Source organism: Bradyrhizobium sp., assembly GCF_036735945.1.
Taxonomy (GTDB): Bacteria; Pseudomonadota; Alphaproteobacteria; order Rhizobiales; family Xanthobacteraceae; genus Bradyrhizobium.
Genome location: NZ_DAINNI010000083.1, coordinates 1 through 21,074, shown reverse-complemented (window position 1 = coordinate 21,074; position 21,074 = coordinate 1). Strand labels below are relative to the sequence as shown.

Annotated in this window: 27 protein-coding genes; 11 read left to right on the top strand and 16 right to left on the bottom strand. The window is 63.4% G+C overall.

Going from position 1 to position 21,074, the window contains the following annotated elements:
• Positions 1–758: TAXI family TRAP transporter solute-binding subunit (locus V7E26_RS21675; RefSeq protein ID WP_324420034.1), on the top strand; the 758-nt coding region annotated here is incomplete at its 5' end.
• Between the two features lie 403 nt (positions 759–1,161).
• Positions 1,162–2,379, top strand: coding sequence for an EAL domain-containing response regulator (locus V7E26_RS21670; RefSeq protein WP_324420032.1), 1,218 nt, complete (start codon positions 1,162–1,164; stop codon positions 2,377–2,379).
• A gap of 7 nt (positions 2,380–2,386) precedes the next feature.
• Here V7E26_RS21670 and V7E26_RS21665 read toward each other — a convergent pair whose 3' ends face one another.
• On the bottom strand, positions 2,387–2,863 hold the full coding sequence (locus V7E26_RS21665; RefSeq protein WP_324420030.1) for a hypothetical protein: 477 nt from the start codon (positions 2,861–2,863) through the stop codon (positions 2,387–2,389).
• Between the two features lie 199 nt (positions 2,864–3,062).
• On the opposite strand from V7E26_RS21665, the gene V7E26_RS21660 reads away from it, so the two are divergent.
• Positions 3,063–3,362 carry a hypothetical protein gene (locus tag V7E26_RS21660; protein ID WP_324420028.1) on the top strand — a complete coding sequence of 100 codons (300 nt, stop codon included), beginning with the start codon at positions 3,063–3,065 and terminating at the stop codon, positions 3,360–3,362.
• A gap of 142 nt (positions 3,363–3,504) precedes the next feature.
• Here V7E26_RS21660 and V7E26_RS21655 read toward each other — a convergent pair whose 3' ends face one another.
• The 3 genes from V7E26_RS21655 to V7E26_RS21645 form a co-directional block, all read right to left on the bottom strand.
• Positions 3,505–4,677 carry a hypothetical protein gene (locus V7E26_RS21655; protein WP_324420026.1) on the bottom strand — a complete coding sequence of 391 codons (1,173 nt, stop codon included), beginning with the start codon at positions 4,675–4,677 and terminating at the stop codon, positions 3,505–3,507.
• Between the two features lie 123 nt (positions 4,678–4,800).
• Complete coding sequence (locus V7E26_RS21650; RefSeq protein WP_324420024.1) at positions 4,801–5,775, bottom strand: Bug family tripartite tricarboxylate transporter substrate binding protein; 975 nt, start codon at positions 5,773–5,775, stop codon at positions 4,801–4,803.
• 90 nt (positions 5,776–5,865) lie between these two features.
• Positions 5,866–6,495, bottom strand: coding sequence for an NUDIX hydrolase (locus tag V7E26_RS21645; RefSeq protein ID WP_324420022.1), 630 nt, complete (start codon positions 6,493–6,495; stop codon positions 5,866–5,868).
• A 79-nt stretch (positions 6,496–6,574) separates the two neighbouring features.
• On the opposite strand from V7E26_RS21645, the gene V7E26_RS21640 reads away from it, so the two are divergent.
• The 3 genes from V7E26_RS21640 (at position 6,575) to V7E26_RS21630 (ending at position 8,377) form a co-directional block, all read left to right on the top strand.
• The gene (locus V7E26_RS21640; RefSeq protein ID WP_324420020.1) at positions 6,575–7,000 is read left to right on the top strand and encodes a PaaI family thioesterase; all 426 of its coding nucleotides are present in this window, start codon (positions 6,575–6,577) and stop codon (positions 6,998–7,000) included.
• A 9-nt stretch (positions 7,001–7,009) separates the two neighbouring features.
• On the top strand, positions 7,010–8,032 hold the full coding sequence (locus V7E26_RS21635) for an aldo/keto reductase (protein WP_324420017.1): 1,023 nt from the start codon (positions 7,010–7,012) through the stop codon (positions 8,030–8,032).
• A 102-nt stretch (positions 8,033–8,134) separates the two neighbouring features.
• The gene (locus V7E26_RS21630) at positions 8,135–8,377 is read left to right on the top strand and encodes a PilZ domain-containing protein (RefSeq protein WP_324420015.1); all 243 of its coding nucleotides are present in this window, start codon (positions 8,135–8,137) and stop codon (positions 8,375–8,377) included.
• A gap of 86 nt (positions 8,378–8,463) precedes the next feature.
• On the opposite strand, the gene V7E26_RS21625 is transcribed toward V7E26_RS21630, so the two are convergent.
• The 6 genes from V7E26_RS21625 to V7E26_RS21600 all read right to left on the bottom strand — a co-directional run bounded on the left by V7E26_RS21625 (position 8,464) and on the right by V7E26_RS21600 (position 13,705).
• Complete coding sequence (locus V7E26_RS21625) at positions 8,464–8,754, bottom strand: hypothetical protein (RefSeq protein ID WP_324420013.1); 291 nt, start codon at positions 8,752–8,754, stop codon at positions 8,464–8,466.
• Positions 8,755–8,952: 198 nt separating this feature from the next.
• Positions 8,953–9,141: a hypothetical protein gene (locus tag V7E26_RS21620; protein ID WP_324420011.1), complete on the bottom strand. Its 189-nt coding sequence runs from the start codon at positions 9,139–9,141 to the stop codon at positions 8,953–8,955.
• 120 nt (positions 9,142–9,261) lie between these two features.
• A complete protein-coding gene (locus V7E26_RS21615; RefSeq protein WP_324420009.1) occupies positions 9,262–9,870 on the bottom strand; it encodes a hypothetical protein in 609 nt (202 codons plus the stop codon).
• 51 nt (positions 9,871–9,921) lie between these two features.
• Positions 9,922–10,110 (bottom strand): hypothetical protein, encoded by a 189-nt coding sequence (locus V7E26_RS21610; RefSeq protein ID WP_442893450.1) that lies wholly within the window; start codon positions 10,108–10,110, stop codon positions 9,922–9,924.
• A gap of 164 nt (positions 10,111–10,274) precedes the next feature.
• Positions 10,275–12,395: a hybrid sensor histidine kinase/response regulator gene (locus V7E26_RS21605; RefSeq protein WP_324420036.1), complete on the bottom strand. Its 2,121-nt coding sequence runs from the start codon at positions 12,393–12,395 to the stop codon at positions 10,275–10,277.
• Positions 12,396–12,511: 116 nt separating this feature from the next.
• Positions 12,512–13,705 carry an NADH:flavin oxidoreductase/NADH oxidase gene (locus tag V7E26_RS21600; protein WP_324420005.1) on the bottom strand — a complete coding sequence of 398 codons (1,194 nt, stop codon included), beginning with the start codon at positions 13,703–13,705 and terminating at the stop codon, positions 12,512–12,514.
• A 141-nt stretch (positions 13,706–13,846) separates the two neighbouring features.
• On the opposite strand from V7E26_RS21600, the gene V7E26_RS21595 reads away from it, so the two are divergent.
• Together V7E26_RS21595 and V7E26_RS21590 are read left to right on the top strand one after the other, a co-directional pair.
• Positions 13,847–14,083, top strand: a complete 237-nt coding sequence (locus tag V7E26_RS21595; RefSeq protein WP_324420002.1) for a hypothetical protein — start codon at positions 13,847–13,849, stop codon at positions 14,081–14,083.
• Positions 14,084–14,400: 317 nt separating this feature from the next.
• Positions 14,401–14,829, top strand: coding sequence for a hypothetical protein (locus V7E26_RS21590; RefSeq protein WP_324420000.1), 429 nt, complete (start codon positions 14,401–14,403; stop codon positions 14,827–14,829).
• A gap of 14 nt (positions 14,830–14,843) precedes the next feature.
• On the opposite strand, the gene V7E26_RS21585 is transcribed toward V7E26_RS21590, so the two are convergent.
• Entirely contained in the window at positions 14,844–16,586 is a 1,743-nt protein-coding gene (locus V7E26_RS21585) for a M48 family metalloprotease (RefSeq protein ID WP_324419997.1), read from the bottom strand.
• A gap of 19 nt (positions 16,587–16,605) precedes the next feature.
• Positions 16,606–17,253 carry a LemA family protein gene (locus V7E26_RS21580; protein ID WP_324419995.1) on the bottom strand — a complete coding sequence of 216 codons (648 nt, stop codon included), beginning with the start codon at positions 17,251–17,253 and terminating at the stop codon, positions 16,606–16,608.
• 205 nt (positions 17,254–17,458) lie between these two features.
• Here V7E26_RS21580 and V7E26_RS21575 point away from each other — a divergent pair, with 205 nt between their 5' ends.
• Positions 17,459–17,755 (top strand): HigA family addiction module antitoxin, encoded by a 297-nt coding sequence (locus V7E26_RS21575; RefSeq protein ID WP_324419993.1) that lies wholly within the window; start codon positions 17,459–17,461, stop codon positions 17,753–17,755.
• A 93-nt stretch (positions 17,756–17,848) separates the two neighbouring features.
• Here V7E26_RS21575 and V7E26_RS21570 read toward each other — a convergent pair whose 3' ends face one another.
• The gene (locus tag V7E26_RS21570) at positions 17,849–18,394 is read right to left on the bottom strand and encodes a DUF488 domain-containing protein (protein WP_324419991.1); all 546 of its coding nucleotides are present in this window, start codon (positions 18,392–18,394) and stop codon (positions 17,849–17,851) included.
• Positions 18,395–18,406: 12 nt separating this feature from the next.
• Complete coding sequence (locus V7E26_RS21565; RefSeq protein WP_324419989.1) at positions 18,407–18,616, bottom strand: DUF2945 domain-containing protein; 210 nt, start codon at positions 18,614–18,616, stop codon at positions 18,407–18,409.
• Positions 18,617–19,019: 403 nt separating this feature from the next.
• Between V7E26_RS21565 and V7E26_RS21560 the strand changes: the two genes are divergently transcribed.
• Together V7E26_RS21560 and V7E26_RS21555 are read left to right on the top strand one after the other, a co-directional pair.
• A complete protein-coding gene (locus tag V7E26_RS21560; RefSeq protein ID WP_324419987.1) occupies positions 19,020–19,556 on the top strand; it encodes a hypothetical protein in 537 nt (178 codons plus the stop codon).
• A gap of 123 nt (positions 19,557–19,679) precedes the next feature.
• Positions 19,680–20,309: a hypothetical protein gene (locus V7E26_RS21555; RefSeq protein WP_324419985.1), complete on the top strand. Its 630-nt coding sequence runs from the start codon at positions 19,680–19,682 to the stop codon at positions 20,307–20,309.
• A 142-nt stretch (positions 20,310–20,451) separates the two neighbouring features.
• On the opposite strand, the gene V7E26_RS21550 is transcribed toward V7E26_RS21555, so the two are convergent.
• Both V7E26_RS21550 and V7E26_RS21545 read right to left on the bottom strand, forming a co-directional pair.
• The gene (locus V7E26_RS21550; RefSeq protein WP_324419983.1) at positions 20,452–20,745 is read right to left on the bottom strand and encodes a type II toxin-antitoxin system RelE/ParE family toxin; all 294 of its coding nucleotides are present in this window, start codon (positions 20,743–20,745) and stop codon (positions 20,452–20,454) included.
• A gap of 2 nt (positions 20,746–20,747) precedes the next feature.
• Positions 20,748–20,969, bottom strand: a complete 222-nt coding sequence (locus tag V7E26_RS21545) for a hypothetical protein (RefSeq protein WP_324419981.1) — start codon at positions 20,967–20,969, stop codon at positions 20,748–20,750.
• Between the last annotated feature and the right edge of the window lie 105 nt (positions 20,970–21,074).

The following is a 21,074-nucleotide window of genomic DNA, read 5'->3' as shown; positions in this document are numbered from 1 at the left end:
ACAATCTCAAGCTGATCGGCGCGGGCAAGAGCGAACTCGGCTTCACGATGGCCGATGCCGCGCTGGATGCGCTGAAGGGCGAGGACAAGTTCAAGAGCGGCAAGGTGCCGTTGCAGGCGCTGCTCGTGGTCTATCCGAACCGCATGCATGTGGTGACGGTGGAAGGCCGCGGCATCAACACCATGGCCGACCTGAAGGGCAAGCGCGTTTCAACCGGATCGCCGGGCAGCGCCACCGAAGTGATGGCCTTCCGCGTCATCGAGGCGGCCGGCCTCGACAAGGACAAGGACATGAAGCGCGAGCGGCTCGGCGTCTCCGAGTCCGTCAACGCGGTCAAGGACGGCAAGATCGACGCGTTCTTCTGGGTCGGCGGTATTCCGACCGCCGCGGTAACCGATCTTGCGGCAACGCCGGGCGTCAAGATGAAGCTGATCGACCATGGCGATCTCGCGGAGAAGATGAACGCCAAATACGGCAAGCTCTATTCGCCGAGCACGATCAAGGCGGGCTCCTACCCCGGCTACGACAAGGACAATTCCATCACCGAGGTCTGGAACCTGATCGTTACCGGCGACAAGATGAGCAACGAGGACGCCTACGCCATCGTCAAGACGCTGGTGGAGAAGAAGGCCGACATCGTCGCCGTGCACAAGGAAGCCGAGAGCTTCTCGCTCGACAACCAGGTGCAGGAGCGCTCGCCGATCCCGTTCCATCCCGGCGCGTTGAAATACTTCAAGGAAAGGGGCATCGGCGGCTAGTCCAGCCACTTCTGCGAAGCAGAAGCCAAGCGAACACAAGCCGCGGCCTGCAGGCCGCGGCTTTTTCCTGGCGGTACGCGTGCGCCGCATCATTGCTGCTGCTCCCGCAAAGCGCTGCGATGCGACATCAGGTCGACGCGCGAACACGCGGAGCCACAGGCGTTAACATGCGAAGCTGCCCCAATATTGAACAGGCAGCGTCTCCGCGCAGCGAAGATCAATGAAATCAATCGGCGGCTATCTGTCCGGCAGTCGGCGGCTACGTCGGTCGCTTCCCGGAAGCTTCATCCTGCCTGCGGTTTTAACCCTGTTGAAGTAATCATGTGACCAGCCGCAAAATTCCATGATTGCGACCTCAACGCGGATGTACCAATGGCGCCGGGGTATCTGTGGGGAGGGCCGCATGGAGCAAATCAACGTCAGCGAATACTCGCGCACAGCGCATTTCGGACACCGGAAGCTGACGCCCAGAGCCTGCGTGGTGGACAGCAAGAAGCATCTGCGGCTGTTTCTTTCCGACGCGCTTGAGGATCTCGGCTTCATCACCTGTGAGTGCGGCCAGGCCGGCGATCTGGCAGGGCTGCTGCAGGCCGAACAGCCGGACCTGATCGTGCTCAGCGTGTGCGTCGACGGGCTCAATGTCGGCGAAATTCTTGAGACCATCGTCCGCAGGAATTTCGGCGGCAAGGTCCTGGTGATCGGTCAGCCCGACACGATCATGGTGAAGGCGGTCAGGCAAATCGGCGAGGAATACGGGATCGGCATGCTGCCCTCGCTGCCGACGCCGTTCGGCGCGGCGAGTCTGCGCGCAACCGTCGCAGAGCTGCTGCCGGCCGAGCCGGCACCAAGCCCCGCCGTCGACGTCGCCGAGGCGTTGAAGGCCGGCTGGCTCGAATTGTGGTACCAGCAGAAGATCAATACCCGCACGCTGATGCCGAACGGCGCGGAGGCGCTGGTGCGGATGCGGCATCCGGCGTGGGGCGTGGTCCCGCCGGCCTCCTTCATCCCCGACGACAAGGATCCGCATTTTCGCGCATTGTCCGAATTCGTGGTCGGCCGCGCCATCGAGGACTGGCGCTATTTGCTGGAGAGCCAGGGGCCGGTCGATCTCTCGGTCAACCTGCCGGTGACGTTCTTCGACAACGCCGCCGCCGTGCTCGATCTCCGCCGCGCCATGCCCGCTCACCCGGCCTTCGGCGGGCTGGTGATCGAGATCGACAGCGGCGAGGTGATCGAGCATCCGGAGCTCGCGGCGGATGCCGCCCGGCGGCTGCGCCTGCACAATATCGCGATCACGATCGACAATGTCGGCGCGGAATGGCCCTCGCTGCTGGAGATCGGCAATTTTCCGTTCGCGGAGTTGAAGGTCGACCCGCATTACGTCAATGGCTGCGCGGACGACCGGCTGAAGCAGACCGTGTGCCGGAGCATCATCGAGCTGGCCCGCGACAATGGCGCGCGCGCCATCGCCCAGGGCATCGAAACCCGCGCCGATTATCTCGCCACGCACGAGATGGGTTTCGATCTGGTGCAGGGCCAGTTGTTCGGCAAGCCGGTGGCCGTACGGAAATTTGCCCGCTCCCGTCCTCAGCTCGCAGGCGGCGCCGGCAGCGCGCCCTGAGGCGGGCTCACTCGAACTTCATATCGATGCATTTCGCGATGTCGGAGCCGAGACCGGACGAGATGATGACGCAGCCGCGCACTTTCTGCGCGTTATTGTCGCTGGCCCATATCGCATAACCGCCGGGGCCGAAGAACGAATTGGTGTTCGGTGCCTCGGTTTCGGTAGCATCGAACGAATAGTCGCCGTCGGCATCGAAGATGCGCGGCTTCCTGATGCAGCCGCCATCGGTCTGCACGTTGATGACTTCCTTGTTGTCCCGCGTCAGCGCCAGCGAGACCTGGCAGCGGAAATATTCCGACGTCTTGGTGTTGAACACATACGCATAGGATTTGCATGTCGAGGTGTTGAGCTTGCCCGGAGCCAAGCCGCGGCTGCAGGCGATTCGCTGATTGTTGGACAGCTTGAAATTGTCGGCGGCTGCGGAAGCGAGCGTCATGAACGACAGCGCAACACCAAGACCGATCTTCATGACGTGGTTCATCCGAATCATCCCCTGACGTTTCCGCATTGCATGCTTGTAGCCGGAAAGGGGAACATAGTCGCGAAGTCGAACGCAGGAAATCACAAAGTCTCGGGGGCGGCGTGATGCGTCGAAGGTGCCAATTGACGGCGCGATACCGTTCGTGATTTGTTCAAAACCGTGGGGCAAGAGGCCGAATGGCTCACGGGGAGGACGAATGATGAGAGCTTCAACAAGAACGATTTTGACGGTGGCCGCGCTGGCGGGATTTTCGACCGGCGCATTCGCGCAGGCCGCGCCGGCGCCCTGGGAACTGAAGTCCGATATGGCCTATGCCTACGGCAAGGATGGCAAGACGCTTTCCTACAAGATGGGCACCGACAATGCCGGCCTGCTGCTCAAGGGCGCCAAGAAGGTGCCGAAGGGTACGCTGTTCTTCATCGGTGCGAACGGACAGCTCTACATGCGCAGCGGCTCCTATCTCGAGGGCGACGGCAGGTTCATGTTCGGATCGAACTGAGAAGCGCTTGCCACAAGACGAATGTCGTCGTCCGCGAAGGCGGACGATCCAGTATGCCGATCTGTTCGTGATTCTTTTCGACGACGCCGTTTACCGGATGCCCGCCATCGCGGGGGCATGACGGGTCAGCGGCGCGCCACCCCTAAAACGCCGCCGCGAGCTCCTTCGCGCCGGGCTTGCTGCTGTTGAAATCCATCCGCTCGTCGGTCACCGCCAGCAGTTTTGCTACCGTGTTGTGGCGGATAGCGACGGGGTTGCGCTCGTAGCCGCCGCGCTGGAAGAAGTTCGAGGTCGGCACCTGTTCGCGCATCGCCTGCGGCATGGTCACCATGTCGAGGCCGGTGCCGTCGCCGGTCAGGTTCATCATTTCGAGCTCGGCCGCCGTCAGCGGCCGATTGTAGCCCTTGGCGCGCGCGAAGATCACCGAGGTCAAGAGCTTGTGGGTCTGCAGCATCGGCCCGACATCGATATCGAGCACCATGGCGTGCACCGCCCAGCCCTGCGGCGTGTTGGCGAGCTTCTCATGCTCGGACCAGGTGTCCGGCACGGTGCGCGTGAACGCCACCATCTTCTTCAGGACGGCAAGCTTGTGGTCCATCGCCTTGCGCGGTGCGCCCGAGAGTTGCGCGGCCCGCGCCGTCAGCTCCTTGATGAATTCGTGGCCCTGCTCGGCCAGCAGTTCGACGCTGTTGGTGGTCAGCAACTGATTGTACCCGATCGCGGTCGAGATCGCGCGCGAGCCCGGCCTTGCGGGATTGAGCCCCGACTGCATGTCGTAATTGCCGCTGCCGCCGGTCTCGAACGAGTAGACACGCACTGCCTGCTCGCGCGTCAGCCCGGCGGCCTGCGCGTAGCGGGCATAGGCGCGCTTGAACTCGACTTCGGCGGCCGGCCGTTGCGGAACGAACTGGAAATGGTCGGCGGCGGCTTTCAGGAAGTCGGCGACAACAGGCAGTGGCTTGCGCTCGCGCGGCGGCTTTTCTTCCTCCGGCTCCGGGCTGACCGGGCGCTTCGGACCGCTATAGACCGGCGGCTGCGTCAGCACGTAATCGTCGAGCGCGATGCTCTGGCGTTCGCGGCGCTTGGCGTTGCGGCCCTTTCGCTTCTCGGAGACCGCCGTCCAATAGGCGCCGGCCTCCTCGTCGAACGCGGCGCGCGCTTCCTGATACTCCTTGAGCTTGCGGCGATATTCGGCGATCGCCTGCGGCGAGGCGGCTTGCGCCATGGCGTTGGTGGTCGAGGGAGGAGGCGGCTCGTTCGCCACGGCCGGCGGCGCCCCCGCCAGCAGCGCGAGCGCGACACATAAGGAACCCATGCGAATCAATGGCAGGCGCATGGCCCCCTTGTAGCAAGCGTGCCCGCGATGTCAGCCCCTGAAGGCAGCGACATTACGTGGCGGTCATCTTCCCTTCTGTGATGAGGGAAACCGATCGCGCGATCACTCCTGCTCGACGCCGCTGGCCTTCACCAGTTGCGACCACTTCTTCTCATCCTTGTCGATGAAATCGGCGTAATCTTCCGGCGTGCCGGGCGTAATCTCCGTACCGTCATTGGCGAGCTGCTTCTTCACCTCGTCGCTGGCCAGCGCGTCACGCAACGCCTTGTTGAGCTTGTCGATGATCGGCCGCGGCGTGCCGGCCGGTGCGACCAGCCCGTAATAAAGCGAGGCGTCGAAGCCGGCGAGGCCTGCTTCAATCATCGTCGGCACATCAGGCAACAGGCTCGAGCGGGCGACGCTGGTGACCGCCAGTCCACGCAATTTGCCGGCGGCGATATTGGGGTGCGAAGCGGGGATCGGCGCAAACGCCATCGGGATGTGGCCGCCGAGCAGATCCGTCAGCGCAGGACCCGTGCCCTTGTAGGGAATGTGCACGAGCCTGATGCCGGCGGCGCGGGCGAAATATTCGCCGGTGATGTGGCTGGCGGTACCCGCACCGGCCGAGCCGAAATTGACCTTGTCGGGATTGGCCTTGGCATAGGCGATCAGTTCGGCCACCGTCTTGGCCGGAAATGAGGGATTGACCACCAGCGAATTCGGCGCGTTGCCGATCATGCCGATCGGCGCAAAATCCTTGCGCGGATCGTAGCCGGGATTCTTGTACAGCGAGGGGCCGATCGCGAGCGTGCCGGTGTATCCCAATAGCAGCGTGTAGCCGTCTGGATCGCTCTTCGCGACCGCCTTGGTGCCGACCGTGCCGCCGGCGCCCGGGCGGTTATCGACCACGACTTTCTCGCCGAGCAATTCGCTCAATTTGTCGGAAATCGCGCGCCCGACGATCGAGGTGCTGCCGCCCGGTGCGAACGGAATGACCAGGGTGATGGCGCGAGCGGGATAGTTTTGCGCGTGTGCCGCGGGCGCGATGAGACCGAGGATGATGGCGGCGGCGCCGAACCATTTCTTGCAGGTGAGCATAGAGACGAGCTCCCGGAACTACTTTTCTTGTTGATGCCGCATCGTCGCCCAAACGATCCGCATGCGCAACCCGGCTTGCGCAATGCCGGACTACCGCCACGCAAACACCGGCTGTTCCAGCTCTGCGACGCGTGTGTCGCGTCCCGCCAGCACCTCGGCGAACTGATAGATCAGCGCTGCCGTTGGCGCGTGGATGTGCTGGCCGGCGTGGCGAAAGCGGATCACGCGCCGGGTGCTTTCGGGGATCGTGGTGAAGCTGAAGACATCGTTCCGCTCGATGTCGTCGAGCGCGACGCGATGCACCGAGGCGACCTCCGCTGGATTGGGGATGACGTCGGCGCCAGTGCCGACCCAGACCACCACAGGGGTGATGAGGTAGCCCGAGCGCGTCGGGTAATCATCGAGGAGGCCGAGCACATCAGCCTCGCCCAGGCCGACCCCGAGTTCTTCATGCAGTTCGCGCAGCGCCGCCTGCGCCTGCGTCTCGCCATGGTCGCAGCGCCCGCCCGGCAGCGCCCATTGGGCGGCGTGCGAGCGCAGGGTCGCCGCGCGGCGGGTCAGCAGGAAGGCCGTGCCGCCGCTGGCCTCGGCCTCGGTCAGCGCAATGGCGACCGCGGCGCGCTTCAGCGGGGACGTCGCCTCAACCGATGGCGCCCGCGCGAACGCGGCGCAGAGCTCTGCGATATTCCGCCGTGTGGTATCGTCAAATGACCGGGCCATCCCGCTTGACTACAACATCGGCGCATCGGATGAAACGACCCGGACAGCATGACAGCCTGCAGGAAACGGAACGCACGACATGACAGCCAGGGCCGCGGACAAGCTCAAATCCGACTGCTGGAAGATCGTCGATACCACCGGCTTCCTGCACCTGATCGGTCCCCTGTGGCAACGCGTGGTCGACGGCACGCATGAATATGCACTCCTCACCGAGGACAAGCACCACAACCGCCGCGGCCTGGTGCAGGGCGGCGTCATCATGACGTTCGCGGATCGCACCTGCGGCATGACCGCCCGCTACGCCTCGGGCAAGCCGACGCTGGCGACAGTGCAGCTCGATACGCACTTCGTCGAGGCCGGCAAGATCGGCGAGCTGCTGGTGTCGAAGCCGCATGTGGTGCGCTCCACCCGCAGCCTCATCTTCATCACGACGGAAGTGACCGTCGACAGGCGCTGCATCGCGATGGCGAGCGGCGTGTTCAAGATATTGAAGAGCGAGGGTTGAGGACCACCCATGCAATACCGCCAACTTGGCCGCAGCGGCCTGAAGATTTCGCCGATCTGTCTGGGCACCATGATGTTCGGCGGGCCGACCGACGAAGCGACGTCGGCGCGCATCATCGCGCAGGCACGCGGAGCCGGCGTCAACTTCATCGACACCGCGGACGCCTATAATGGCGGCCAGTCCGAGCAGGTGGTCGGCCGCGCGATTTCGAACCAACGCACCAACTGGGTGCTGGCGACCAAGCTCGCCAACCCGATCGGCGACGATCCCAATCGCGGCGGGCTGTCGCGGCGCTGGGTGCTGCAGGCGGCCGAGGAGAGCCTGACGCGGCTCGGCACCGACTTCATCGACATCTACTACCTGCACAAGGAGGACCACGCCACGCCGCTGGAGGAGACGGTGCGCGCGATGGGCGATCTGATGCGCCAGGGCAAGATCCGCTATTTCGGCGTCTCGAACTACCGCGCCTGGCGCATCGCCGAGATCTGCAACATCTGCGACAACAACGGCATCGACCGCCCGATCGTCAGCCAGCCCTATTACAACGCCATGAACCGCATGCCCGAGGTCGAGCATTTCCCGGCCTGCGGCTATTACGGCCTCGGCATCGTGCCCTACAGCCCGCTGGCGCGCGGCGTGCTGACCGGGAAATACGCTCCCGATGCGGCGCCCGACAAGGAGACCCGCGCCGGCCGCGCCGACAAGCGCATGATGCAGACCGAATGGCGGCCGGAATCGCTGCGCCTTGCCCAGGAGATCAAGCGGCACGCCGAAGCGCGCGGCATCACCGCCGGGCAGTTCGCGGTGTCATGGGTGCTGAACTCCGCTTTCGTCAGCGGGGTGATCGCCGGCCCCCGCACCGAGCAGCAATGGGACGACTACATCAAGGCGCTCGACTACCGCTTCACCGCCGAGGACGAGGCGCTGGTCGACCGCCTGGTGGTGAGCGGCCATCCCTCGACGCCGGGATTCAACGACCCGGGCTATCCGATCGAGGGACGGCGGGCGCGAACGGACGGCGCCGGCCGCTAAAAAAGTCAGGTGCGCCAAGCGCTGCCCGACCCTGGAGCGATGGGTAACCGGATAGTAACCTCGTTGGCGGAATTTCCTTGCTCCATGGCGGAGGTCCATGCGGTGAACGAGCACAGAACAACACCCCGGCGCCGGCAGTTGAAGGCCGGCCGGATTTCGTTCGGCGGCGGCGCGATCGACTGCACCGTCCGCAACCTTTCCAGGACCGGCGCCGCGCTCGAAGTGAGCTCTCCCGTCGGCATTCCCGAGCACTTCACGCTGGTGATCGAGGCCGATCACATCACTGTTCCGTCTCATGTCATGTGGCGCAAGGAGCGGCGGATCGGGGTTCATTTCGAAACCTGACCGCTACCGCCGCCGCGCGCGGCCCGCGGCCGCACGCGACTTTTCCTTGTCCCCAACGATCAGAGCGAGCGGCCTGCCCCGCCGTCTCAGTGCCGCGATTCGAGGCTGATGATGATCCCGGTCGGCTCGGGCTCGTGCGGCGACAGTTTCGTCAGCGTCTCGTCGGTCCAATAGGCAAGGTTGACGATCATGCCGACCGGCGTCTCCGGCTCGGACGTCTCGGCGGGCTCGAGCACGTTGAGACCGCCGCTGTCGATGAAGAACGTGTGATCGCCAAACATGCTGGCCAGTTGCGGAACCACCGGATGATCGTCGGGCAGCGCCTGCGCCTCGAATTGCGTCAACGCGCGTTCCACCTGTGCAGCGTTCAATTTCATGCACGACTCCTTCACTCTTGGTCCTGGTTGTCTCAACGCGCTCGACATAAGCGAATTGAGTTCGGGACAGTGGTGACTGATTGCATCGGTTCAAGGCTGGCAGACGAATTAAATTCGCAATGTTCCGCGCAAGCTGGAAGGAAGTCGCGCGGCTACGCATGGAACCGTGCGGAACACGACGCGCTCGCGGAACGATCGCTATCTGCGATCAGGAATCGGATGTCGCCTCGCCAGTTCATCGAGCGGCAGATGCGCCTCGGCATCGCTTAGCGCGAAACGGACGATGACGTCCTGGCGGCCGACCTGGCCCCACAGTCCCTCCGACGACCACTTCTGCGGCATCGGCCCGCGCAGACCTTCGACCCACACAAAATACCATTCCGTCATGGACGCACCTTATCCGGCCGTGCCAACTGCCCGCTTCAGTTCAGCGGACGCCAGATGCGAACATCGAACTCACCGGATCGGGCGCGCAGCTCATCCTCCAGGGGACGGCAACGAACGCGACTATTGCTCGGACGACAGGTGGATCATCTGGCGCCCGCTGTTCATCGCCTTGAGGCTGTTGACGTAGCTCTCGGGACGCTGCCAGCGGTGCGGAACCTTCAATCCCATGAACTCTGCGATGCTACCGATAAACGAAGTGCAATTGGTCGTCTCGGCGTTCCAGACCGGCGAACTCGCCTGCAATTTCTTGATGTAGGCGAAAACCCTTTTTGCGTCCGGCTCATTCAGGTAGACGCGGTAACTGGCGGTCAGGTACTGCGGATCAAGATCGCCATAGCTTGCCTTGGTCTCGGACGGCACCCACGTCAGGTGACCGAGTACGTAAGGCAAGGTGTTCCCCGCTGGGGTAAGGCCCGCGACTTCGACTGCTCGCTCGCTTGTCTTCCCGAACCAGACGAAAGCATGTCCCCAGCTCGCCGCCGTTCTGGCTCGGAAGTCCACGTAGTACGGGCCCTTTGCCGATCCCGCTCGGGAACTCAAACGTTCCGGGCTCCCCGCGCGAGTGTCGATCTCGCGCGCAGAAGCTGGATGGATTGCGCACTGAAGCAGGACAGCGAGCGTGAATCCCGCAAGCAAGCATAGTGCTGATCTCTTGGGCCTGTCTGCCACGGTTCACCCTTCGACGGTCGGCGACAACGGTCGGAATCAACCAGTCCCGAGTCAATACCGTGCGTAAGGCCGCGCCGCGACGGGCGTCTTGCCGATCGGAGTCTTCCCGATTGGGGTTTTGCCAATCGGCATCTTGCCGATCTGGGCCTGCTGATAGACGGGCTGCGGGCGCGGAATGTCGGCAGCGCCAGCGGCAGTCACCAGGGCAAACGTCGCACCCGCTACAATCACAATCTTCATCACGGTACTTTTCCTCTACGTTGGAAGTAGCCAGGCAGTCAGCCGCGTTCCCCTCTGCCACGCCGCAAGCATGCATATCCGAATACGTCCACAGTGCGGCAGATCGGACGCGTTCGAGCCATAGGTCTGCAGTGCGGCGGATATGAGACAGGGCGGGAACCCGGCTAACGGCCCGCCTTGGACAGATTGGCAAGACTTGCCGCCAACTCATCGCTTCGGAACGGTTTGGCGAGGCGTGCCAGATCCGGCGTGATGCCTTCGCTCCTGGCGTAACCTGACACGATCAGGATTTGAAGTTCGGGATACCTGGCGCGAAGCGTAAGGCCGAGATCGATACCGCTCATGCCCGGCATGAGATGATCCGTGACAAGTAATGTCGGCCGCATGCCGTCGTCGATGCGTTGTAGGGCATCCTCTGCCGAGGCCGCTTCGACAACGGTGTATCCGAGGTCGCTCAGCATCTCGGCCGTGCTCATTCGCACCAGCGGCTCGTCATCGACCAGCAGCACCGTGCCGGACGTAAATGGCCGCAGCTTCGGTTGAGGCGCGTCAATGGCCGCTCCTGCCATCGCACGACTGACCGGCAGCCAAAGCTCCACCGTCGTCCCCGCGCCCGGCGCACTCCTTATCGTCAGCGCACCACCGAGCTGCGACGCAAGGCCGTGGACCATCGAGAGGCCGAGCCCCGTTCCCTGCCCGACGCCCTTGGTGGAGAAAAACGGTTCGATGGCGTGAGCCAATGTCGCTTCGTCCATCCCGACGCCGCTATCCGCGACGGATATGCAGACATAGTCGCCCGGCTCCAGACGCGACGCATGGATGAGGTCGATGCGCTCGGCCTTGGCCGAGATGCGCAGCGTGCCTCCGCCGGGCATGGCGTCCCGGGCGTTCACGCTGAGGTTCAGTATCGCCATCTCGATCTGGTTGGGATCGGCCATCGCGTCGGGAAGCGCCGCGGGAGTATCCACCGTCACCTGTATCTGCGGCCCCGTCGTGCTCGAGATCAGATCGCCCATCTCGGCAACAAGCTGGCTGATGTTGACGGGAACGGCCTGCAGCGGCTGCCGGCGCGCGAACGCAAGCAGACGCTGTACCAGGGTCTTTGCCCGATCGGCCGCCTGCGATGCTCCGGCGATCAGGCGATGCTCGCGCTCGCCGCCGACGCCTTTTCGCTGAAGCATGTCGAGCAGGCCGACAATCGGTGTGAGCAGATTGTTGAAGTCGTGGGCAACGCCCCCTGTCAGTTGGCCCATCGCCTCCATCTTCATGGCCTGACGCAAGGCTTCCTCGGCCTGTGCGAGCCGCGCCTGCTCCTCCAGACGGTCCGTGACGTCGACCCCGGTCAGGAACGCGCCAATCCGCCTGCCGTCCGGGGCGAGAAGGGTCTCGAACTTCATTTCGTAGACCCGCCGGTCGAACCGCGGATCGCCGAACTCATCGATGTCAGTGAAAGCCTCGCCGCCTAGCGCACGTTCCCATATCGCGGCTGCCGCGGCGAGATGCTCGGGCCGATCGACGAGAAAATCGTGCAATTTCTCTCCGACCTTTGGCCGCTTGCCATAGATGCGCTGATACGCATCCGCGCACGACGAGTTGATGGCCAGCCAGCGATAATCGAGATCGAGCGCCTGGATTTGCCCGTCGGTGGTTTCCACGATGGTGGCGAGCAGGTTACGCTCGGCCGTGCGTTCGGTCACGCGCTGTTCGAGGGTCGCGGTCAACTCCTTGTAGCGGGCTTCGCTCGCGCGCAGCCGCGCCTCTCCCAAAACGCGTTCGGTTGTTTCGGACACGATGCATAGAACACCGCCGACCGAGCCATCATCGTCCGGCACGGCGGAATAGGACACATCCCAATAGCTCGTCTCGCCGTAGCCGTGACGTTCGACATAGAAGGGGCGATCCCTGGCAGCAAACGTTTTCCCGGTTTGGCGGACCCCAGCCAGGAGCGGCTGGAGATCGTCCCACAACTCTCCCCAGTTCTCGATCGCCGGACGGCCGAGGGCGCGAGGATGATTGAGGCCGATGCCCGGGGCATAGGCATCGTTGTAGAGCGCGACGAAATCATGACCCCAGAACAGCACGATCTGGGCCTGCGCGGCGAGCAGCATGCCGACCGTGGTCTTCAGCGCCTGCGACCAATCGCCGGGCGCGCCGAGCGGTGAAGCGGACCAGTCGAGGGCGCGGATCATTGCGCCCAGCTCGCCTCCGTCGGCGAGAAAGTTCAATGTCATCGACTGCCGAGCAGGTTTCTCCGACAGCACCGAACTCCCCGCGACGCGCCACATGGGCGCTGCGGCCCCGACCTGCATGGTCGGAACCGTCACGCCCGTTTGGCATTGCTAATTCCCGATGCCGGATTTGGTTCCGTCGATCGGCGCCAGGCGCGGGACTCGCCTGCCGATCAGGATGGACGCACGACGGCGCCGGTCGGCGTGGCAAAGCCCTGCATGGTCCTGATGCGCTTCTCGAGCCACCAGCCATATTCGGGTGACCAGTCCTCGAAACGGCTGTTGATGCCGAGATCGTGCGCCCAATGGTGGGCGATGTTGGGATTATACTGCGATTGGCGGCCGATCGCGATCAGATCGGCCTGGCCGCTCTCGAGGATGGCTTCCGCCTGCTGCGCCTCCAGGATCAGGCCGACCGCCATCGTGGGAATGTCGGCTTCCTTCCGCACCCGCTCGGCGAACGGCACCTGAAAGCCGAGGCTGCGTGTGACCTGCGCGGCCGTTGCAGCACCGGCGATGCCGCCCGACGAACAGTCGATCACGTCGACCCCGCGCGCCTTCAGTTCACGCGCCAGCGCCACGGTGTCATCCATGTTCCAGCCTTCCACGGTGCCGTCGACGGATGACACGCGCACGAACAGCGGCATGGTGTCAGGCATCTCGCGACGCACCGCTTCGACGATCTGAAGCGGCAGGCGCATCCGCCCGGCGCGATCACCGCCATACTCGTCATTGCGCGTGTTCGAGACCGGCGAGAGGAACGACGCCAGCAGGTAGCCGTGCGCCATGTGGACCTCGATGATGTCGAAGCCGCCGTTGACGGCATTGCGGGCGGCGTTGGCCCAGGTGGCCGGCATCGCCCTGCATTCCTCGGTCGTGAGTTGCCGCGGCGTCAGCCAGCCCGGCGCGACAGGCTCGGCGGTCGGCCCGACCGGCTGCCACAGCTTGGCGCCGGCCTTCAAATTCGCTTCCGTCAGCGGCCCCATGCCCTGCATCGCGGTCTGCGAGGATGACTTTCGTCCGCCATGGGCGAGCTGGATGCCGATCGCGGTGTCCTGACGATGCATGAACTCGATCAGCGGCTTGAAGCTCGACGCCTGGGCCTCATTCCAGATGCCGAGATCGTGCTCGTTGATGAGGCCGACCTCCTCCACGCCCGTGGCCTCGACAACGACCAGCCCGAAGCCGCCCAGCGCGTAACGGCCGAGATGCACGAGGTGAAAAGTGCCGCAGGTGTGGCCGGGATCGCAGCGATAATGAACCATCGGCGGGACGACGAGCCGGTTCTTGAGCGTCAGATCTCGAATGGTCAGCGGCTGAAACAGTCTTGGCCGCGACGCTGCGCTGCCATTTGGTCCGTCGGTCACTCCACGCTCCCCGGCTTCATCGTTTCATGCATCAAAGCAGCTTCCCGCAGCCGCTGGAAGATGGTTTTGCGCGTGCTGGATTTGCCCTTGTCGCGGGACTATGATGTGGAGCGGCTCGCGCCCTTCTCAGGAGGTCCGACCATGGCACGAAACGTCTTTTTCGCGATTGCGCTGATCGGCGCCGGAGTGCTGCTCAACTCACCTTCCCACGCACAGCATTGGCAATGTGAGGACAGGGCTGCGAACTGCATCGGCAGGTGTACCGACCGCTTGGCGGGAATCAGCGACTGGGGACGCCAGAGCAAGTGTTATCGCTGCGACCGGCAGGTGATCAAATGCATGGTCAGCTCGAACCTGCGCCGGCACAGTTCTTACTGAATCCGATGGCATGGCTGTGAAGGTGGGCCTGGAGGCGGCGTGACGCCCTCGACCGCACGTATCGTCGCAGTCTTGCTGGTGGCCTCTCCTGCCGTTGCCCCGCCCAACAAAAAATATCGAAAACAACCCCATGCAAAGTAGCCGGCATCTGCCGGCACAATGGCGGGAGCATTTGCGAACCATTTGACACGTCGGGCAAATCACCGGCACGATGGCATCATCGGCGCATAAAAATCCGGCGATCGACGCGCTTTGGGTGGTCAGAACCGCCTCCAGTATGATTAGATCGCGGCCCACGGGGCGCATTCGGTCAGCCAATGTTTTGGTACGTGATCCTTATTTCGGTCGCCACGGCCGGCGCGCTTGCGTGGTTTGCGCTCGAGCTTGTGGGCCGTCCCGTTCGAAAGTTCTTCGAGCTGCGACGGTCGGTGCACGATCACATGCTTTCGCTGGCCGATGTCCCGACGCCGCAGGCGCGCGAGACCTGCGTGACGTCGGAACAGATACGGCGATACGATCTCGACCTGAAAAAGGCGCGCGAGGCGCAATGCATTCTGCGGGATCTGGCCTCTCGGATGGTGGCGTTTGCCGCGAATGAAAGGGCGGCGAGCTTCGCCATCAGGCTGTTTGGCTTTGACGCTTCGGCTGCGGGCAGCGCGCTGATGAAGCTCGCGGATGCGCTCGACCGCCACGGGCCGCAGCGCGCCAGCTTTCACAGGAATGTTGAGGGAGCGTTGCGGCTCTAGCTCTGCCGTCTGGCTCAAGCCTTCCGGCGTCCGAACTCCCTGGCCGCGGGACTGTGAACCTCCTGTCGCCACGGTGGGGGCGGCGGGCTCGCTCTCTCAAAGCTGCTTGCCGTGATGGGATCGGGAGCGGCCGGGCGCGAGATGATTTGCTTCGGCTCGACATGGCCGAAGATGCGGCGCAGCAGCTTTGGTTTCAGGATTCCGATGACGACCAGTGCGAAGAGCAGAATCGGCATGAAGTTCGAGGGAAGCGTCGGAGGCTCGGGAGCGCGCGACGATTTGTCGGCATTTCCGGCCGGCCGCTGGCTAGTGAAGGTGCCGCTGCTCGCCGCCTGCCCGCCAAACGTCGAGCCGTAGGCATTCGCCGGCGGAAGTACCGGCTTGTCCTTGGCCCCCGGGCATTTGCCGTCCGGATAGGATGGGCCGGAGCAGAACGGTCCGGAATTCACCATGCGGGCGATGTCGACCATTTCGGCCGGATTGAACGTGCCGATCAGCCTCTTGAGATTGCCGTCCTTCGGCCAGTAGATGTACAGCGCGACCGCGCAGGACGCGATCAACGGAATGATCAGCCTGGGCGCCAGGCCGATCAGGTTGCGGCGCTCGTTCAGTTGCCACTCTTCCCAGGCGATGCAGGCGTTGTGCCACTCGCGGAACGTCTCGCGATCGGTGAGGTACAGCCAGAAAATGTTGGTGGCGGGCGGCCGCGGCTTCTCGAGCGGCTTGCCCGACGCATCGAGCGGATAGTTCAACGCGACCGCGCGCGGACGCCGTCCGAATTGCGGCTGCGCCGGGCCACGACTGTCACGTCGCGACCGCGCGGGATTCATCAGCTCCTGCCCCAGCGTGGCGATGGCGTCCAGCCTGTCGTTGATACTGGGATGGCTGCCGCCGTCGTGATCGGCCGGCCCGTCGAACAGCAGGCCCTCGACGCGCGCGCTGCCATGGAAGACGCCGCGACCGCCGATCTTGTTGATCGCGCCGATCAGGGCTTCCGGAAAATGCGTGACCCTGATCGCCTCGCCGTCGGCAACGTAGTCACGTCCCAGCTTCAGGCTGCGCCGCGCCGCGCGCGCGAGCCGCATCGACATCGCCGTCGCCGCGCCGCCGGCGAGCAGCACCAGCAGCATCGGCGGGATCGCCAGCGGGATGATCATCTGGCGCCAGTCCTCGAACCGCAGCGGATTGTTCATCCGCAGGATGACGGCGGTTCGCATCAGCGCGTGGTTTGCGGCCAGCAGTTTCGTATCGCCGTGGCGGATATGCGACGCCTCATGGGCGAGAACCGCCGCCAGTTCGTCGTCATCGAGCCTGTCGAGCAGGCCGCGCGTGACCGCGATCAACCCTGCCGTCGGCCCCTCGCCCACGGTCACCGCATTGGGCTCGCTCGTGTCGATGATTCCGAAGCGCGGCAGCCGCACCCCGAGCGCGGTGCATTGCTCTTCGGCGATCGCTACGAAGCGCGGTTCGTCCTGGCGCGTTACGATCCGCACGCCGAGCGTCTCCATCACGGCCCTGGCATGGCCGCGATACATCCACCAGAACATGAAGCCGGTCAGCGCGGCGATCGGCAGCGCGTAGCGGACGGCATAACCGATGGGGTTCGAGAGGATGGTATGCTCATGGTCCCACATCAGCAGCGGCATCGTCAGCACAAACGCTCCGATCACCTCGAACGACACGATATAGGCAAGCACCAGCCATGCCGTGCAGCGCCGGTTGTGCGCGGCGTGCGTGATGTAGCCGTGAACCGCCATGACGCCGGCTCCTCAGGAATCAGAGGCTGACCTTGACCGGTTCCGCGAATTCCGAGCGCCGTTCGCCGAGCGTGAACTTTTCGCGCGCCGTATTCGCCCCGAGACGTGCGATCAGATTGCCGGGGAACGCGCGGCGAACGCCGTTCAATTCCTCGACCGCCAGATTGTAGAATTTGCGCGCCGCGGTGATGCGATCCTCGATCCGGATCAGGTCCGCGCGAAGCGTGCTGTAATGGGCGGCGCTGGCCAGCTCCGGATATTTTTCGCTGACCGTGAAGAGGTTTTGCAGCACGTTGGCGATCTGCGTATCGGTCTGGATCACGCCACCGCCGCCGCTGAGCGCCTCCAGCGCATCGATGCGGGCGTCCAAGACGTCGCGGATCACGTCGTGTTCCTTGGCCGCGAAGGCGCGGACCACCTCGACCAGGTTTCCGATCAGCGTGTGGCGTTCGATCAGGAGCGCATCGACGTCGCCGAACGCGGCATCCGCGCGCTCGTCGAGCTGGCCGATCAAGGCGTGGTGCGAACGGATTTTCAGCGCGAGCCAGAGCACGGCGCCGATCGCGAGCCACAGCCACCAGTGATCCAGCGCGAAATTGGCGGCGCGGACCAGGCGCCCGGAAAAGTCGATGGCTTGTAGGAAGGTTTCGCCTGAAGTTGAAGACATGATGGCTCCCCGAGACGCGGATTTTCAGGAACACCCCTACATTCCGCCGACTAAGATTCCGCGCGGGCGATAGCTCAAATTGTACCGAGTTCGGCGAGATCGGTTTAAGACGGCGGCCGAAAGTGAAAGATCCTGCGATACCGGGTTTGAGCACAGCAAGGGCCCGAAGACGTTGAGATCACGGACTGTCATTAGGAGTTTGCACATGGCGAAGAAACTGCCGCCGATCCACCCCGGCGAAATATTGCGGGAAGAATTTCTCGTTCCGCTCGAGTTGACAGCTTACGCCGTCGCGGCCGCGGTGCACGTGCCGCGCACCCGGATCGAACGCATCGCGCGCGAAGAAAAGCCGGTGACGGCGGATACCGCGCTGCGGCTCGGCAAGTTCTTCAGCACCGGCGCCGCATTCTGGATGAACATCCAGGCGCGCTTCGACCTCGAAACCGCCGAGGACGTGCTCGCGCCGCAGATCAGGAAGATCGTGTCTTACAAGGCGGCGTGAAGGTGTCGGCCGATCAGCAAGTAGCCCGCATGAGCACAGCGCCATGCGGGACGACACCAACAGGAATCCCGGATGTCGCTTCGCTCATCCGGGCTACGCTTGCTGATTCCCGGCCGGATAGACCACCTTCCCGTCAGATTGAACGATGGCGCCTTGAGTAAGGCGGGCAGGCTCCAGGCGGCCCTGCCCCAGGATGTGGAAGACGGTTTCCCCGCACGCGATGAGATGGTCGGTGACGATGCGGCGGTGACAGCGCCACCATACCGCTTCCGAACACATGATCGCGCAACGTCGCCGGTGGCCCTTGTCGCGCAGATGCGCAAGGCCCGCATGAAACTGCGCCGACAGTGCATAATCGGCATAGTTATGAAAGCTCTCGTTGGTCCAGAAACCGTTGACGGCCGGCGACAGGCTTCGCGTCTTGCCGCGAAGACCGCCCAGCGCCGCCACATGCTCGTAGGCGATGCCGAAGGGCGCCAGGGCTTCGGGAAGCGTATCCTTGTTGAATTGCGGATTGGTTCTCGACCGCGGCACCGTCCTGATGTCTGCGACAAGGTCGATCTCGTTTCCCGTCAAGAGCGCAACGAACTCGTCGAGGCTTCGGTTGGAATGGCCTATCGTGAAGAACGGAAGCGTCACGCGCTGCCTGCGCTACGCATGATCGAGCGCGCTCCCCTTATGAGCTGCGATATGGTCGGTCTTGTCGCTCTTGATTTCATATTGAGGATCGTCGGGCGAGGCGCGGCGCACATGACCCTTGTAATCGAAATCATGGGTGTGAATGGCGATGATGGTTCCCGAGACCCGGCCGGCCTCGGAATTCCATCTGACGTGATCGCCGATTTTGAACCTCTTGCCCATTTGAGGCTCCTTCGTGGAAACCTGGTCACGAACGAACTGCGAAGAGGAAATGACCTCCGCCCGGTCCAAACGATTTTCATAGCTATCAGGTTCCCGCTCGTGATTGGTCGCGCTATCGCACGCCGCGATGGCGACCCTCGCACTGCGATTTTCAGGCCGCATCTTTACCAGACAACTCAAATACTTACGCGTTCCGGAGATGTCTGATGTCGCTTGGAAAATCAATGAGAGCTTTTGTCCGGCTCAGGAATGAGCGGCCTACGCCACCGCAAGCATGAACCGATCCGGCTGCTGTGCCGTCCAACTGCATGAGTGTCACGACGTATCCTTCATCCGGCCGCAACACTGGTTCCCGCTTCGGCGGTAAAGCGCCGTATCACCAACAAGGCGACCACGTCGCGAAATGGATGCTCGAAGACCGCCCATGTCCAATGATGAACCCCAGATGACAACAGGTTCGAAAATCGCCGCCGGCGTGATCGCGACGGCGCTGTGCGCCATTCTCCTCACCGGCCTGGTGACGGGCGATCTCTCCCACGGCCGCTACACCTATTTCAACCGCGCAACCGATCCGTTGTTCTTCTGGGCATATATCGGGCTGTTTTCGGTCGGGGCGGTGTCTGCGGCGCTGTTCGCGCTTGGTCGCATAAAGCCGCCGCCGCCGGCTGAGTATGTTGCGCACGTGCGGCGTCAAACGGCGACGCGCTTTGCTTTCCTCGCGCTGCTCGGCGCCGCCGGGTCGGGCTATTTCTGGATCAGCGAACGGCTGGACAATTCTCAAAATGTGGTCGCCGGGATGGCCGGGTGGCTGGCGTTGGGTCTGCTCGGGCTGGCGGCGTGGCCGCCGGTGCTCCCGCCGGGGCGGGCGCGCACCGCGCTTCGCGCGCTCGGAACGGCCGCCGCTGTTGTGGCGGCGACGATGATCTACCGATTGGAGTAGTGTATCATATCGCTCTGCAGAACACGGGCTTGCTTCGTCTTAACTCACGGCGTCTCCGCAATAGACAACAGACACGGACCTTTGATCGCGTGTCTGCAGATCCATGCAGGATGGGGGCTGCGCATGACCGACCTGATCGGCAAGGTGACCGACGTCAACCAGACGCTGGCCTATGGCGGCCAGAAGATGGGCAAGAAGGTTCTGCGGCGTGGCGCCCTGGCGGTCGCCGTCTGCGGCATCCTGGTCTGGCTCGGGCCGGACAAGCCGTTCGAGTGGTTGGTGGCGGTCGCCGGCCTCGCGGTTGGCATTCCGCTCACGATCTATGGTCTCGTCAAATGGCTGGCCCCGCCGACGCCCGCCCTGGTAATCTCGCCGCAAGGCATCCGCCAGTACCTCGACTTCGTAAAGGCCATCGACATTCCCTGGCATGAAGTGCGTGCGGTGGACTCCGCCGAGATCAGCGGCAAGGTCGGCCGCGATTATTATCACCTGCACAACGTGACCGTGGTGCTGGTCACACGCACATTCTACGATCGGCATATCCATGTCCGCTCGTGGGTCATGCGCGGCCCGGCCTGGCACATGCTCTACATTCCCAAGGACGACATGGTACAGGTCGCGCTGCATCATGAAACGGTGGAAGCGTCGGCGGCGGAGTTGCGCGAGGCAGTCGAATGGCGCTGGAAGGCCTTCCGTGACGTAAAGCCGAAAACGGAAAGCGTCGGCGGCGGATGGACCAGGCGCCGCGCGTGATCTGGTTGATCGGGCGAAGGACGCATCTGTTGCAGCAAGTAGCCCGCATGAGCAACGCGATATGCGGGACGACACCAACAAGAATCCCGGATATCGCGTCGCTCATCCGGGCTATGCTTGCTCTTTCGTCTACGTTTTCGGATTACAGTTCCTCGGCTTCGCGATCTTGCGCGCCGTGAACGATAGACACGATGACGACTTCCTCACGATCTTCGAAGACATTGTAGACAATGATATATGGCCATTCGAGAAGCTCACGCGTGCCTTCAACAAGACCAGGGCGCCCCATGTAGCTCAGTTCGGGGCTTTCGAGCCGCATGACCTTGCTTTCGATGCGCGCGATCATGTTCAGCGCGGCTCGCGGATTGTCCTTGGCGATCCAGGCAAAGATGCGATCAAGGTCGTCGCTCGCGGCGGGCTCGAACGTAACCTTCATGCTCAAGACGAGCGGAAACGCTTGAAAACTTCTTCGGCAGGGATTCTTCGCGGGTTCGGGCCAGCGAGCCGCCGTCGTACCTCTGCGGCTTGGTCGTCGGTCAGCCGTAGCGCGCTGCTGTCCTGTTCTTCCATCAGTTCGACCATATGCGCGACATCCGCCTGCCGCTCAGGCGGCCAAGTCAGTACGCGATCGAGGATTTCCTTCAGCTCCGCTTTGGTCATATTCGAATGATATCACATCAGCCGTCCAACTCACAGACGGTCGAAGTGAAGTGTCGGTAGCACACGATATGTCCGGTTTAGGTAGCACACGATCTGTCCGGTATT

Bases quoted from the DNA above. Each gene is read 5' to 3' on its own strand.
- V7E26_RS21595 (WP_324420002.1), top strand. From the start codon at position 13,847: ATGGCACGAAACGTCTTTTTCGCGATTGCGCTGATCGGCGCCGGAGTG.
- V7E26_RS21580 (WP_324419995.1), bottom strand. From the start codon at position 17,253: ATGTCTTCAACTTCAGGCGAAACCTTCCTACAAGCCATCGACTTTTCC.
- V7E26_RS21565 (WP_324419989.1), bottom strand. From the start codon at position 18,616: ATGGGCAAGAGGTTCAAAATCGGCGATCACGTCAGATGGAATTCCGAG.
- V7E26_RS21650 (WP_324420024.1), bottom strand. From the start codon at position 5,775: ATGCTCACCTGCAAGAAATGGTTCGGCGCCGCCGCCATCATCCTCGGT.
- V7E26_RS21555 (WP_324419985.1), top strand. From the start codon at position 19,680: ATGACCGACCTGATCGGCAAGGTGACCGACGTCAACCAGACGCTGGCC.
- V7E26_RS21665 (WP_324420030.1), bottom strand. From the start codon at position 2,863: ATGAACCACGTCATGAAGATCGGTCTTGGTGTTGCGCTGTCGTTCATG.
- V7E26_RS21640 (WP_324420020.1), top strand. From the start codon at position 6,575: ATGACAGCCAGGGCCGCGGACAAGCTCAAATCCGACTGCTGGAAGATC.
- V7E26_RS21620 (WP_324420011.1), bottom strand. From the start codon at position 9,141: ATGACGGAATGGTATTTTGTGTGGGTCGAAGGTCTGCGCGGGCCGATG.
- V7E26_RS21560 (WP_324419987.1), top strand. From the start codon at position 19,020: ATGGATGCTCGAAGACCGCCCATGTCCAATGATGAACCCCAGATGACA.
- V7E26_RS21635 (WP_324420017.1), top strand. From the start codon at position 7,010: ATGCAATACCGCCAACTTGGCCGCAGCGGCCTGAAGATTTCGCCGATC.
- V7E26_RS21550 (WP_324419983.1), bottom strand. From the start codon at position 20,745: ATGAAGGTTACGTTCGAGCCCGCCGCGAGCGACGACCTTGATCGCATC.
- V7E26_RS21545 (WP_324419981.1), bottom strand. From the start codon at position 20,969: ATGACCAAAGCGGAGCTGAAGGAAATCCTCGATCGCGTACTGACTTGG.
- V7E26_RS21590 (WP_324420000.1), top strand. From the start codon at position 14,401: ATGTTTTGGTACGTGATCCTTATTTCGGTCGCCACGGCCGGCGCGCTT.
- V7E26_RS21670 (WP_324420032.1), top strand. From the start codon at position 1,162: ATGGAGCAAATCAACGTCAGCGAATACTCGCGCACAGCGCATTTCGGA.
- V7E26_RS21585 (WP_324419997.1), bottom strand. From the start codon at position 16,586: ATGGCGGTTCACGGCTACATCACGCACGCCGCGCACAACCGGCGCTGC.
- V7E26_RS21575 (WP_324419993.1), top strand. From the start codon at position 17,459: ATGGCGAAGAAACTGCCGCCGATCCACCCCGGCGAAATATTGCGGGAA.
- V7E26_RS21645 (WP_324420022.1), bottom strand. From the start codon at position 6,495: ATGGCCCGGTCATTTGACGATACCACACGGCGGAATATCGCAGAGCTC.
- V7E26_RS21610 (WP_442893450.1), bottom strand. From the start codon at position 10,110: ATGAAGATTGTGATTGTAGCGGGTGCGACGTTTGCCCTGGTGACTGCC.
- V7E26_RS21655 (WP_324420026.1), bottom strand. From the start codon at position 4,677: ATGGGTTCCTTATGTGTCGCGCTCGCGCTGCTGGCGGGGGCGCCGCCG.
- V7E26_RS21605 (WP_324420036.1), bottom strand. From the start codon at position 12,395: ATGTGGCGCGTCGCGGGGAGTTCGGTGCTGTCGGAGAAACCTGCTCGG.
- V7E26_RS21625 (WP_324420013.1), bottom strand. From the start codon at position 8,754: ATGAAATTGAACGCTGCACAGGTGGAACGCGCGTTGACGCAATTCGAG.
- V7E26_RS21660 (WP_324420028.1), top strand. From the start codon at position 3,063: ATGAGAGCTTCAACAAGAACGATTTTGACGGTGGCCGCGCTGGCGGGA.